Here is a 14016-nt window from a genome sequence, read left to right as displayed (position 1 = left end):
TTATTTTATTTGCTTAATGATGATGGCCTGCAATTTACAGCAGAACCCCATGAAGAAGGCTGATCCTGCAAAAATATTTCCAGCTTGCCGCCATTGCTGATCATGGAATAGGTGATGTAATTTTTAGCATACAATTTTCCATTCCATAGTACTTTATAAATGTATGCAGCATTGGTTGTCTTTTTATTGGAGATAAGTTCCAGTTTTTTGTTGTGCTGCAATTGCATTGTAATCGTATCAAATAAAGGCGTACATAAAATATATTCGCCAGATACGGGATCTACAGGATAAAAGCCCATTGCCGCAAATACATACCAGGCACTCATCTGGCCGGCGTCATCGTTACCACTTAAACCGCCAGCGCCATCGCTATATTCTTCTGCTATAATTTTTTTTACTGCTTGTTGTGTTTTGTAAGGAGCAGCCGTGTAATTATACATAAACGGAACCTGGTGTCCTGGTTCATTGCCATGCCAGTATTCATTCTTTGTAAATAAACTGTCTAAGGAATTTTCCATTTTTTTTGTGCCGCCCATTATTTTTGATAAGCCGTTTACATCCTGTGGCACGTAAAAAGTATATTGCCTTGGTGTGCCTTCGGTAATATAAGATTCTCTTTTATCGGCATGAAAACTTTCAAACCATTTACCATTGCTGTATTTTCCTCTTACCATACCCACAGTTTTATCAAATACGTTTTTATAATTTAATGCCCGTTGATACAATTGCTGGTAATCATCTTTTTTATTTAACCCTTTGGCAACAACAGACAATGCATAATCATCATAAGCATATTCCAATGTGCGGCTCACCTGTTCTTTTTTATGAAAGGCTTCCTGCACACTATCTTCCATCGGTATAAAACCATATTTTAAATAAGAGGTCAAAGCCCTTCTGCCAAAACCATTTTTATACTCATTAAAATCTGATGGTATTTCAAAAGCATTTTTTCGCATTAAGGTATACGCCGCATTCACATTGTAGTTACGAATGCCTTTACTGTAAGCTGATGCAATAAAAGCAGTAGCATGATCGCCGATCATAGCTGCGGTATAACTATTCCAGCAGGGAAAGATAGGCAACCAGCCGCCTTGTTCTCCTTTATTAATTATAGATTGTACCAATTGATTGGTAAGTGCAGGATTTAAAATTTCCAGCAAGGGCAATTGTGCCCTGTAAATATCCCACATAGAGAAATCATCATAATAATTTCCAAAGTCCATTTTTTTCAATTCATAATTACCCGAAAATTTCGGGTAGCTACCATCCACATCACTCATTAAACGTGGATGCTGCATGGCATGATACATAGCAGTATAAAAAATTCTTTTATCTTTTTCATTTTTGGTTGCTACCTGTATTTGTTGCAATGCTTTTTCCCATACTTGTTTAGCCATTGCATAAACAGCATCAAAATTTTTATTGCCTATCTCCTGCAGCAAATTATTTTTTGCCCCATCAATACTGCTGAAAGAAGTGCCAATATTTAATTCAACCGACTCTCCTTTTTTTAAGTAGAAGCCGATATAAACACCAGCATCTTTTTTATCCAACATGGCATCCGCATTACTGATAGCAGCACCAGAAAAAACTCCTGATGCAACAATGTTTTTATTTGCTTTAAAATATGCACAGCCATCAAAGCCTGCTTTATTACCCCAGCCCTGGTAAATACGATGTACGGCATTGGTGGCAGTAACTTCATTTGCAATCGTATTAAGTTTTGCAGAACAAGTGGCGTAATCACTATTAGGTGTGATCAATAAATACAGGCTATCATCCTGCAGCATCGTAAACCGCATGATGCCACATCTTGCTGTTGCCGTTATTTCAGCAGATAAATTTTTCTGAGGAAATAATACTTTATAATAAGCAGGCGTTGTTATTTCATTATTGTGATAGAATGGAATAGCATAATCATTTACCTGTGTTTTTAATTTCCCTGTAACGGGCATCACAGTAAAACTTCCATAATCCTGTGTGCAACTGCCGCTGATCCAATGTGTGGCACGGAAACCGCTGAACAGGCTGTCTTTATAAAAATAGGGTGGGATACATTTATTTTCTGTCTGCCTTGTTTGTGCAGTAAACTGCGTCATAGCAAAAGGCAATCCTACTGCAGGAATGGTATTGGCATTTTGTTCAGTACTACCCCGTTCACTATGCTTTACTGCAGCCACAGTTGTTGAGGATGCAGTACCTGACAAAGGTTGTACATATTGCAAAAAATTTTGTGCATACGTTTGTATAAACACAAAGCATACAATTGCTAAAGCAATCATTTTTTTTGTGAGACCAGCTTCGGTAATTCTATTGGGCTGCATTGCGTTCAAATGAATCCTATGGATCGCACTCTTCAACATAACTAATTCTATTCAGCTTTTTAAATTTGTTACATTATTTGTTTTGTATTCTACCTTCTAATTCATTTGTACCTATCGTTCCTACAGAACGAAAATGCGATCTGATTTTTTTCTACCCACCTTACGTCCTTACAGGACAGATAAGCAGCAGCAATATAATTTACGCTACCTTTATATGCCACAAAAATCATTCATCATTCATCATTCATCATTCATCATTCATCATTCATCATTCATCATTCATCATTCATCATTCATCATTCATCATTCATCATTCATCATTCATCATTCACCATTCATCATTCATCATTCACTACTCACCACTCACCATTCACTTTTCCACCTCATTATAAAAAATATCCGGTTTCATTGTATCACCTTCTGCTTTTATTTTTTCTACCACCAATTTTTTTACCTCATTAAATAAAAATGCTGTTCTGAAATCTTTGCCTTTCATTTTTACTGTAATTTTTTTCATAGTCAATCCAATTACATGCCGGGCATAAAAGCCCCATACCGGCAATTCTCCAAACATTGAAAATTCAGGGTAATCCTTCTCTGCTTCAGTAATGATACGAAAAGAATTCAAAGGCAGGTAGTTCACTGTTTTATCTGCTATAGTTTCATAAACGATCTCAATATTTTTAATGCTTACATTTTGTACCTGGTGGTTGGGTAAGCCGGTAATTGAAGAAGGGAATACATTGTGCAGGTATGGAACTGCTGTACTATCCTTACTGGAATTATTCCATGGCGAAACACTTTGTACCAGGCCCGTCACAGGTTTAAAAGTTGGCGGATACTTTAACAAGGGGCCTTCCATATTATATCCCTTATCCGGTTTGCCTGCGGGAATTTGTACGTATACATTTTCAATGCGGATATTTTTTGCGCTGCTGTATACAGTATCTTTATTACGATGCCCCAGTCTTATAAAAATTGCATTGCCCGTATTTTTGGCGTTTATATTTTTTATATCAACGTTTTCTAAAAAAGCCCCGTCAACTGTTTCAATGGCAATGGCTGAGCGATAAGTATCATAAATAGTAAGATCTCTCACTTTTATATTTCTGAATCCCCCTCTTGAGCCGGTACCAATTTTAAACGCATTGGCACTACTGCGCAATTTGCAATGTGCCACATAAATGTTTTCGCAACTATCCACTACTTCCCCTTCTGATTTTATACAAATAGCATCATCGGCCACATTAATATCACAATTGGTAATAGAAACATTTTTTGAATTATTAATATCGATACCATCATTATTCCAATATTCATTACTCAATACAGTTACCTTATCAATAACAATTTTATTACACCGACGATATTCCTGTATCCATGAAGCACCGTTTTTAATAGTGATGCCTTTTATTTTTATATCCCTGCATTCAATAAACGTGATGATCTTAGGACGGTTCCTTTCTTCTGGTGCTTTGCTGCGCCATTGTTTATCTTCAATAGTACCATTGGCTAATTGCGGTACCAGGCTTTTTACTACTTCATATCCTCTGCCATCAATGGTGCCTTGGCCGGTGATAGCAATATGTTGTTGCCTGTCCGCTACAATTAATGCGCTGGCGCTACCTGTGCCATAATCCAAACGGTTGGTACTGCCAAAGAGAAAAGCATCTTTTTGCAATTGTAATTCCACTCCTGATTTTAAATAAATAACTCCGGTAACAAATTTCCCTTTAGTAATGATCACTTTTCCGCCACCAGCTTTTGCTGCTTCGTCAATAGCATTTTGTATAGCTATTGTATTAACAGTTGTACTATCGCCTTTGGCACCAAAAGCAGTTATCACAAAATTTGTTTTTTGTGCCAGCACATTTGTTGAAAAAAAAACTGCGATTAGTAAAAATATCTTATTCATTAATTTCTTAGCTATGTACCAATTTTTAATATCCTTGTTCAATAACTACATAATATTTTTGATACAGCTTTTTTATTATTTCCACCGGGCTGCCTTTTGTTGCAACAGCATAATCTTTCCTTTCATTCACCCAATGCCATTCCCATTGTTTAATTTCGTTTACAAAAACATCCTTATCCATTTCTTTTCCGTCTTGCATGGCAGCCAATGCCTTTGTAAAAAATTGCTCCCATCTTGGTTTATAAAAATCGCTGAGTAAACCGCTCCATTGGCGGCAGGCATATTCATTCAGCGGACAATTCTCATCGCCCCAAAGTGTAATAAGATCCTTTGCATTCATCTCATACAACGCTTTTTCTTTTTCGGTGCTGCCGCATTTTCTTGCACTGGCTATCCATGGCCCTAATAAAAAATCTTTTCTTGTGGCTAATAATTGATCCACATCATCAATCAGTTCAATAAACTGTTTACTGTATTTTGAGAAAGCAGCAATATTTTTTTCTTTGTATGCTGTTACAAAATGTTGTTGCAATACGCTGGCATAATTCACCAGTACCTGCCTTGCTACATCCACCAGGTCGTATTGAAAGCCATCGCTGTTTTTACAGGCAGGGATTGCTTTCATCATTTCATCCCAGGCCGGCAACAAATCTTTTGCATTATAATTCAATCTTGTGTTGGCCCACCTGCTGGAAGAATCCAAAGTTGGCCTTGCCTGAATGATCGATTCAGCACCATCTCGTTTATATTTTTCTACCGGCACGGTATAAACGGTTTTACGCAATACATCCCACGCTTTCAATGCATTTTTATTTTCCACGCCGTAGCGGTTAAAAATATATCGGGGCAACCATTCATCCACATTAATAATTTGGTCCTGCCAGGTATTATGTGTCATCAATTCGTAAAGCACCGGATTTTGTTCTATGCCCTCCATTGTTAGTCCAATACCTTTCATATTGCCGCTTTTTGCATTGTGCAATGCATTGGCGGGTTCAGTGGCAATAGTTTCCATCCTTCCGAAGAGGTTGGTGTTGCCGCCAAAATTGTGCAACATATTCCATATCCATGGTTTGCCATAAAATGCATCGGTGCGTTTCCATACCGGTTCTATCTCAGTTGCTAAATCAAGCAATATCATTTTATCATCGGGTACAGATTGTAATAATGCTTCTGTTTGTTTTTCTTTCCAGAATTTTCTATCGCTATAAAACAACCAGCCCTGCATTACCCATACTGCACCAGTATCAGCCTGGTGCATACCATCATATACTCTTGCGCTTAACTTGCTTAAAAATTCCGGATCATCGCTTGGTGGTTCGTTCTCATTAAAAGTATCGGCCGAATACAAATGATCGGTCCCTAATAAAGAGGTTTGCTTTTGCAAAAACTTCTTCCCGATCATTGCAAACATAGGGTCTTCGGAATCCAAAATATAAGTATCTGCAAAACCATTGGTCCAGTTGGTTTGTTTTAGTTTGGCATTGGGAAATTTTTTCTTAAACGCTGCAGGTACATGCCCCGTAAATGCTGGTAACACGGGCTTCATTCCTAAAGCTCTTTGCCGTGCAACAATTTTTTTCTGTAACTCAAAATGATTTTTCATCCAGCTCAAAGATAAAGGGCCACCCCAGGCATCCAGGTTGCCCATCCAGAACCAGGAGAAATACGAAGGGCCACAAAAAAAACCTTTCAGGTCATCATCTGTAAAACCCATTTCTTTATATACCAAGTACCAGGTGTATTCTTCTCCCGTTATGGCCAATGGCATATTAATACCATGCAATGCCATCCAGTCAATTTCCTTTTCCCAGCGTGGCCAGTCCCACCAACTCATGCTATAATTAAAAGTGCAGTAGTTTAAATAGTAACGATACTCATAAGGTGTTGCTTTATGAATTTTTGTTGTTACTGCCGGCAAAGTTTTGGGTAAATTTAAATTAGTACCGTTCCAGGTTATTTGTGCATGGCAATATTCATTAAGATAAAAATACAGCGCTGATGCAATCGCAACACCATCATTGCCCCTTAATACAATTTTATTATTGCGGCTTTCTATTTCAAAAACATCTTTACTGTTTTGTTGTGGTAAAGATTCAATTACAAATTGTGCAGCATGATCAGGTACCGTTCGCTGTAACAATGATTTTGATGCAGCAATGTTTAATTGTGCCTGCATAATATCTGGCAATAACAAATACAATATAATAATAACAGAAAATCTCATCTTTCAATAATTTTAAATAAACCCATTCGTGAAACACCTACTCACCATTCACGACTCACCACTCACCATTTTACCAAAACACCGTGTACAAAGCTGTTAAAATACCACAGATAATTACCGATCCCACAATAAACCCGGGTGATACCTTAAATAATGACGTGTCCATTTCCATCACATGCGTATCATTTTCTGGTTTAGGTTTTATTAAACTGATAGTAACCATTACAATTACTATTACAAAAAATGCAATTGTCATCCTGTCTAAAAAAGGATAATTGGGAAAACCGCCGCTAGTCCATACTGGCAATTTTTTTAACACAATAGAAATAGGAACTGTTATCAATGCCCCCGCCAAACCTGCCGCTGCAGTTGTTTTTTTCCAGAACATACCCAACAGGAAAATAGCCAACACCCCCGGTGAGAAAAATCCTGAATACTCCTGTATAAATTGATACGCCTGGTCTAATGTTTTTAATGATGGTGCTACAATGGCACCAATCAGCATGGCAATAATTACAGCCCATCTTCCGGTGATCACTAACTTTCTTTCACTGGCTTCTTTATTAATATATTTTTTATAGATGTCTAAAGAAAAAATAGTGGAGATGCTATTGGCTTTGCCTGCAAGCGATGCAACGATAGCTGCCGTTAATGCTGCAAAAGCAACACCTTTTAATCCTGCCGGCAATAAATTCATGAGTGTTGGATATGCGTTATCAGATTTTAAAACAGGATGTAAGGGATCCGTAAAATCCATCATCTCTTTTTGAAACATACCATTGTGGTGCATTACGTACATCGCAATACCGGGTAACACTGCAATTACCGGCACGATCATTTTTAAGAACGCTGCAAATAAAATTCCTTTACGGGCAGTTTTTAAATCAGCGCCCAATGCTCTTTGTACAATATATTGATTGCATCCCCAGTAAGCCAAATTATTAATGAGCATACCGCCAATTAAAACCGACATACCAGGTAACTCCATATAATGCGGATTCGATTTATCAAAGATCATATGAAAATGTTCCGGTGCTTCTTTGCGTAGAATAGAAAGTCCTTTTAAAAGATCTTTACCAAATCCAAATTGTTCAGATAATAATGTTAATGCTAAATAAGTAGTCACTAATCCTCCTAAAATTAAAACCAATACCTGGAAAACATCAGTGTAACCAATTACCTTCATGCCACCCAATGTCACGATAATAGAAAAAATACTCAGCCCAATTACACAAGCGCCAAAACTGATTGGTGCAATAGATGAAATAGCCAATGCACCGAGGTAAATAATAGAAGTAAGATTTACAAATACATACAGCAATAACCATATCACCGCCATTATTGTACTCACCGTTCCATCATAGCGCTTGGCTAAAAACTGCGGCATGGTAAATATCTTATTCTTAAGATACATGGGAATGATGAAGATGGCCACAATGATCAATGTAGCCGCAGCCATCCATTCGTAAGTGGAGATAGCAAGGCCTAATGCAAAACCCGAGCCGCTCATACCGATAAAATGCTCAGCGGAAATATTAGACGCAATTAATGAAGCCCCAATGGCCCACCAGGTTAATGAACCTTCTGCCAAAAAAAAATCTTTCGAGCTTGTTGATTTAGCCTTTTTCCTGTTATAGATATAGATGCCGTAAGACGACACGAGGATAAAATAAATGATGAATACAATGTAGTCTGCTGTCTGTAGTTTGTTCATTAGTTCAATAGTTTGTAATCGTTAATTAAGCTGCAAGAGACGTCAACTTTTGAAAAGTTGACGTCTCTTTATAAAGACCCTATATTTTTAAAAACCACTTCTTCCTGTATAAAAAATACAGTGCAGCAAACTGTATGAGTGCTACTCCGATCCACAGCAATGCATTATGCCACACTTCCGGTGTTTTATTGTACAAACCACCAAAAAGAAATGTTGATGTAGATTCAAAATTCACTACGCCATGTGCTGCCATATAAATTAAAATTGAGTTGCAGCCTATCCACACAAAAGGCATACTCCATTTTTTGAACCCTGCTACATCAATCAGGTAATAGAATAAAGCGAACAACAACACACTCCATCCTCCTGCATATAAAACAAAAGAGCTTGTCCACATATTTTTATTGATAGGAAAAACAATATTCCATAGCAAGCCTGTTAAAATCAAGGCAATGCCAGCTGCAATCAACACCAATACTTTTTTTATTGAAGTTAGTTTTTCATTGCGCAAAAACTGTCCTGTAAAAACACCCAGCATAGCACTGCCAATAGCAGGAATAGTAGACAATAATCCTTCCGGATCATAAACTGCACGGTGTAATTTTCCGGGTAATAAAATCCTGTCGGTGTATGCTTCCAGGTTTCCATCGGGTGTAAGTACACCTGCACCATACCCGGGCACGGGTATTAGCATCATGGCAGCCCAGTACAACAACAATAATCCTGCAAACCAGATAATTTGTGACCGCAATGAACTGTTTAAATAAATGATAGCAGCAAAAAAACAACTTAATGCAATGCGACCTAACACACTTGCCATCCTGGTATTTTCATAGCCCTGCCATTTAAATAATCCGTTTACTACCATGCCTAAAAAAATCAGGATGAGTGTACGTTTTATCAATGAACGATAAATATTTCTTTTAGACCCTGGTCCGTGAAGACACGAACCAGGTTGCTCCTTTTCAATTTGCTTTGCAAATGAAAAAGGCATTGAAATACCTGCTATAAAAATGAACAGCGGAAAAATAATATCATAAAAAGTAAAACCATTCCACGGTGTATGATGTAATTGATTACTGATACCCACAGCAATTCTTTCCCAAAAATTCAGGTCGCCTGTGGTTGCAATCTGCCAGTCAGCTGGATTGCGGTATAGGGAATGTTTCGTTAACACTACGTTGGCTAATCCATGAAAGATACCTTCGCCACTGATGATCCAGAACATATCAAAGCCACGCAACGCATCAAGAGATAATAATCTTGTTGCAGGCTTTTTTATATTTACTGATTGTTCTGTCATTTGCGTTTAACTAAATACCAGTGTATGAGTAAATGGTGTTGTACCTGTAATGTATACGTACATACCTTTGGTGTGTAAAGTGCCAAAATGTGTACTGTATCTTTCACCTTCCAGGTTGGTAATCGTTTTGTGCGTTACTGCACCGGGGCCAAACTGAATGCTATCTTCTCCGGATTCATATTTTCCCATCCCGTTCTCTAAAAAACTATTACCGTCTTTGGCTTCTGTTACACCCGTTAATTTTCCTCCTTCTGCAAAACATAATTCAATGGTAACAGCAACGCCTTTAAGTCCGCTGACTAAAAATGTAAGTTCGTTAGTAGTACCATTTTCTGCAAAAGTGATTGTTGTATCCAATGTTTTAACATTACTAACCGGCCTTGCTTTAAAATCCATTTTATTCCAGAAGCGATCATCAATACTTGGAGATAATGTATAATCACCATTTACTTTTCTTTTGCTCTTTGGCAAGGGCTGATAATAAGGCACCATTAATTTTTTATGCAGTATATATTTATTGCCTTCTTTCTTTATGCCTTCGCTGTAAAAATACCCCATACCAAAAAAGGCGGATGACAAGCGCATAAACTTTAATACCGCATTGCCTTTTCTATAAGCATAAAAGTTAGGGCTGTTACTACGGCCTGACGCAATGATTATTGGCCAATCTGCACCACCAAAAATAGTTGCCGTAGTTTTATCCCTTCGTATCCGCACCAATTGAGAAGTGGTGAAATATTTTTCGTAATTAACCGGTGGAGCAACAGCAACAGGCAATGGTTGTTGCAACAATTCATCTTCTAAAAAAAGAAATAAAGACCTGTTCATCACTTCATCTTCAAAGCCGTTCATTTGTTCAATCAGTTTTGCAATACCAGCTAAATTGTTGTTATTGTCTTTTATTGCTAAAAAGCGATAATGCAAATAATAAGAAACAATTGTTTTAGTCATGTATTGATCCTGCCTCCGGGAATCAGTAGTTACCAATTCTCCATTGGGATCCATGTAATAATATGTAGCAATTAAATTTTTTCTTACCGGTTCAAACAAAGATGGCTTATTAAGTAATCGCCCCATGGTTAATAAAGAATTATTTTCCACACCGGAATATATCCGGCTTCTTTCGGGATAATGCCCATCGCTATCCATATAAATACCTTCTCCTAACCAATCTTCAATTCTGTTACTGTATTTTTTATCGGGATACACTTTGTGTACACGTGCCAGTGCTGCACAAATTACCCAGCGGTGATTAGGTGTATGCACGCCGCCTGTTGCCAATGCATCGGCTGCTTTAATAATAAATGCTTTTAATTGAAGGTTAACGTTTGTTGTTTCGTTCGCATTATTTTTTACCAGCAGAAAAGCCGCAGCTGACAACGGCTCTAACAAAAAAGCAGTATCAGGAGGAGATTCTAAATTACCTACATTCACCGTTCCATCTTCAGTTTGAAATTTGGTCAGCTCCTGTATCAGTATTTCCAGCTTAGGAACAATTAATGGATTTTGAAAATGTTTTGAGCCGCTATAACAATACGATGCTGTTAAAGTTGCAAAATCAAAACCTGCTTTTCTGCCAAAATTAAAATTAGCTACGCTTACCGTTTGCAACAAACTATCAACCTGTGCATCATTAGCAACTACCATCCTTTTAAAAATATCATCTTCAGATAAAAAACTTTTTGCAGGAATTGCTCTTGCAAAAAGATCATTACCCAATGGCGCCAGCATTGCTAATGCACTCATTTTTATAAAAGAATGTCGTTTCATATTTTTACAGAAAGCAATTATTGCAGCTTTATCAAAACTGTTATTTATTAATGGTGGTGGTATAAATTATTTTACCATTCTGATCAATAGTATTTACCGTTAAACTATTTGTTGTAACAGAAAAAACCATAAAGCCATATTCAGATGCGGCCATTTTACTTTCGGGAACTAAACGGGCGGCAGTTTTTTCTGAAGCAGCACCGGAAATAAAATGTTGTGTTTTGCCACTTACCAGGTGTTGTAAACTATGTTCGTGCCCGGCTAAAAAAACATCTACCCCATATTTATCAAACAAAGGTTTTAAAGAATTACGAATGGCTTTGGTATCATAACCTTCGTACCTGCTGCCACCGGTAAACATCGGATGATGCCCTACCACAATTTTCCATTTAATATCCGGCGAAGTATTGCTTAATTCTTTTGCAATCCATTTCTTTTGCTGGGCACTATCTGCTTTTTTTACATTTGGCCCATAATCGGCATTGGAATAAAATTCCGGTATCAACGGGTTGGTGTCAATAAATAAAAATAAAATTTTACTGGCTGTATCGCCGGGTATCGAAATTAATTTAGCATAATAACGTGCCGGCATTTTCCATCTGCGGCTGATCTTTGAATACGCTACCTGTGCATCAGGATTGCTTTTATAATCATGGTTACCCAATACAGGATACCAATCCCATTGCAGAGAAAATGCGGTATAAATATCTTCAAAGGAATAATGGAACAAAGGATCGAATTCGCTGATCACTCCACTGGGATAAAAATTATCGCCTGTGGCAATAGTGAATTGTGATTTTATATCAGAAGCAGTTTTGCCCATTTGCAGTGCAACTTCTTTTTGATGATCGGCACCTACCCTGCCCCAATCTCCCATAGCAATAAAATTTAGCGCTCCGGGTGGTGTAGTAAGTGTTGCAGGCTGTACATAATTTGCACTGTCTTTAATTAATACCTGTGCATTAACTGCTGCTGCAATTAAAATTGTAAAAGTGACAACAAGAATTGATTGACGTTTCATGCTACTGTAATTTTCTACAATTTAAAATTAAAACCCGAAGTAAAAACTCCGGGCTTTGATTGATTGTACTACTGCTATTGTAAGAAATTAATAACCTGGATTTTGTACTAAAGCAGGGTTAACTGCAAATGCACCTGTTGGTATAGGGAAAATCCTTCTATAAGTTTCATTATTTGTCTTGAAGCCCCATGTACCTTCGTATTTACCATACCTGATCACATCATTCCTGTGCCAGCCTTCCCATGCAAACTCACGTGAGCGTTCTGCCAGGATATCATTCAACGTTACTGTTGCCAGCGGTGCTGAAGTGGTGCGGTTTGCCCTTAAAGAATTTACCAATGATAGCGGTGTATGGCCTAATGTTGCCGTTCCTCCTCTCAAAATTGCTTCAGCTTTCATCAGGATGATATCTGAATAACGGAATACAGGGATATCATTATTCTGGTTCCTGCTGGTTGAAGTAGCATCAGGATAGAATTTAATATTACGGTATCCCATGTTCCATGCAATTTCATCATTACCGCAATCAAACAATGCTACCGATTGTCTTAATACGATATTGGGTGTAAGATTTAACTGGTAGGTATAAGGATCGCTTCCGTTTGCACCAGCATAAAACTGGTCATATCCTTTTAGTGTAGTGGTAATAGTTATTGGCGTTACTCCATCCTGGCGGTATTGCAAACCGGTAAGCCATTGTTTATTCCTGATATCATTAGGGTCATTAAAATTAGCGTAGAACTCAGGCAGTGTGCTTGCAGGCGCCCCGGGTGTATAAGGAATATTGAAATAGTTATAGCCAGCACCAGCAGACACTAATCCCATCGAACGAGGTACATCATACCTTGCATGGTAATTGGCTGAACGGCCATAATTACCTACTGAGGTTGCATCGTAAGGAATAGCAAATATAAATTCGTCCTTACTGCCCGGTGCTGTGGGGCCGTTTTGCGGATAGAACATTTGCAGGTAGTTTGCAATAGTGGCAAAATTGAATTTACCAGAACTGATCACATTATCGCATGCTGCAATACAGTCATTATATCTGCCGGTACCAGTATAGTATTCAGCATTCAGATACATTTTTGCCAATAGTGCATAGGCGCAATATACTGTTGGGCGTCCGTAAGTGCTAACACCATTTACAGTACTTAAACTTGGAATGCAGCTTTTAATATCGTTCTCTAAAAAATTAAAAACCTGCGCTCTTGGTACGTTTGTATGCGGAGAGAAATCACCATATACAGTATCCAGCGGAACGTTGCCATAGTTATCCATCATAAAGAAATAAGCAAGATCTCTCACCATCTTTATTTCAGCCATATTGGTATTTTTAGCAGCACCAGCTGGTTCTGTAGTACCTAATATAGAAAGTGTCTGGTTGGCATAACCAATTACAGTTGATAACCAATCCCAGTTACCATTAACGTATCCGTTATCCCTGGTCCAGTTATGATAATGCATCTGTACATTTTGTGCTCCGTCATACCAGTTACCACCTCTTGCAGGCATGATACCTTCTTCGGTAGAATAGGTTTGCTGAAAGAACCACTCAGCAGCATAGTTGCCTCTTAGTGCCACATACACGGGACCGGAAGCAGCGATAAACTGTGATGAGTCTCTTGGAAAAACATCCGGGGTTAACTGTGTGGTAATAGGAACATCTAATTTATGACATGAACTTATTGCACTCAGCAGTAGTGCAGGAAGAACAATATAAGCTATTAATTTTTTCATGATTT

The 14016-nt window shown here is 37.9% G+C and carries 9 protein-coding genes; 1 reads left to right on the top strand and 8 read right to left on the bottom strand.

The annotated features are described in order from the left end of the window. Positions 1-5: 5 nt before the first annotated feature. Positions 6-2282 (bottom strand): GH92 family glycosyl hydrolase, encoded by a 2277-nt coding sequence (locus tag ACQ334_RS16320; RefSeq protein WP_430989319.1) that lies wholly within the window; start codon positions 2280-2282, stop codon positions 6-8. A 119-nt stretch (positions 2283-2401) separates the two neighbouring features. Between ACQ334_RS16320 and ACQ334_RS16315 the strand changes: the two genes are divergently transcribed. Further along, the gene (locus tag ACQ334_RS16315) at positions 2402-2716 is read left to right on the top strand and encodes a hypothetical protein (RefSeq protein ID WP_430989318.1); all 315 of its coding nucleotides are present in this window, start codon (positions 2402-2404) and stop codon (positions 2714-2716) included. On the opposite strand, the gene ACQ334_RS16310 is transcribed toward ACQ334_RS16315, so the two are convergent. From ACQ334_RS16310 to ACQ334_RS16280, 7 genes are all read right to left on the bottom strand, one after another. Further along, entirely contained in the window at positions 2695-4239 is a 1545-nt protein-coding gene (locus ACQ334_RS16310) for a glycoside hydrolase family 28 protein (protein WP_430989317.1), read from the bottom strand. The genes ACQ334_RS16315 and ACQ334_RS16310 overlap by 22 nt on opposite strands. Before the next feature lie 25 nt (positions 4240-4264). Further along, positions 4265-6466 carry an alpha-N-acetylglucosaminidase gene (locus tag ACQ334_RS16305; protein WP_430989316.1) on the bottom strand — a complete coding sequence of 734 codons (2202 nt, stop codon included), beginning with the start codon at positions 6464-6466 and terminating at the stop codon, positions 4265-4267. 70 nt (positions 6467-6536) lie between these two features. Beyond that, positions 6537-8180: a sodium/sugar symporter gene (locus tag ACQ334_RS16300; RefSeq protein ID WP_430989315.1), complete on the bottom strand. Its 1644-nt coding sequence runs from the start codon at positions 8178-8180 to the stop codon at positions 6537-6539. A 79-nt stretch (positions 8181-8259) separates the two neighbouring features. Continuing rightward, complete coding sequence (locus ACQ334_RS16295; protein ID WP_430989314.1) at positions 8260-9483, bottom strand: acyltransferase family protein; 1224 nt, start codon at positions 9481-9483, stop codon at positions 8260-8262. A 6-nt stretch (positions 9484-9489) separates the two neighbouring features. Further along, the gene (locus ACQ334_RS16290; protein WP_430989313.1) at positions 9490-11253 is read right to left on the bottom strand and encodes a hypothetical protein; all 1764 of its coding nucleotides are present in this window, start codon (positions 11251-11253) and stop codon (positions 9490-9492) included. A gap of 40 nt (positions 11254-11293) precedes the next feature. Then, complete coding sequence (locus ACQ334_RS16285) at positions 11294-12274, bottom strand: purple acid phosphatase family protein (protein ID WP_430989312.1); 981 nt, start codon at positions 12272-12274, stop codon at positions 11294-11296. 87 nt (positions 12275-12361) lie between these two features. Beyond that, positions 12362-14011, bottom strand: a complete 1650-nt coding sequence (locus ACQ334_RS16280) for a RagB/SusD family nutrient uptake outer membrane protein (RefSeq protein ID WP_430989311.1) — start codon at positions 14009-14011, stop codon at positions 12362-12364. Positions 14012-14016 lie beyond the last annotated feature (5 nt).

This window comes from Ferruginibacter sp. SUN106 (assembly GCF_050611765.1).
GTDB lineage: Bacteria > Bacteroidota > Bacteroidia > Chitinophagales > Chitinophagaceae > Ferruginibacter.
This window is presented reverse-complemented; position numbering and strand designations above follow the sequence as displayed.

Bases quoted from the DNA above. Each gene is read 5' to 3' on its own strand.
- ACQ334_RS16320 (WP_430989319.1), bottom strand. From the start codon at position 2,282: ATGATTGCTTTAGCAATTGTATGCTTTGTGTTTATACAAACGTATGCA.
- ACQ334_RS16310 (WP_430989317.1), bottom strand. From the start codon at position 4,239: ATGAATAAGATATTTTTACTAATCGCAGTTTTTTTTTCAACAAATGTG.
- ACQ334_RS16305 (WP_430989316.1), bottom strand. From the start codon at position 6,466: ATGAGATTTTCTGTTATTATTATATTGTATTTGTTATTGCCAGATATT.
- ACQ334_RS16300 (WP_430989315.1), bottom strand. From the start codon at position 8,180: ATGAACAAACTACAGACAGCAGACTACATTGTATTCATCATTTATTTT.
- ACQ334_RS16295 (WP_430989314.1), bottom strand. From the start codon at position 9,483: ATGACAGAACAATCAGTAAATATAAAAAAGCCTGCAACAAGATTATTA.
- ACQ334_RS16290 (WP_430989313.1), bottom strand. From the start codon at position 11,253: ATGAAACGACATTCTTTTATAAAAATGAGTGCATTAGCAATGCTGGCG.
- ACQ334_RS16285 (WP_430989312.1), bottom strand. From the start codon at position 12,274: ATGAAACGTCAATCAATTCTTGTTGTCACTTTTACAATTTTAATTGCA.
- ACQ334_RS16280 (WP_430989311.1), bottom strand. From the start codon at position 14,011: ATGAAAAAATTAATAGCTTATATTGTTCTTCCTGCACTACTGCTGAGT.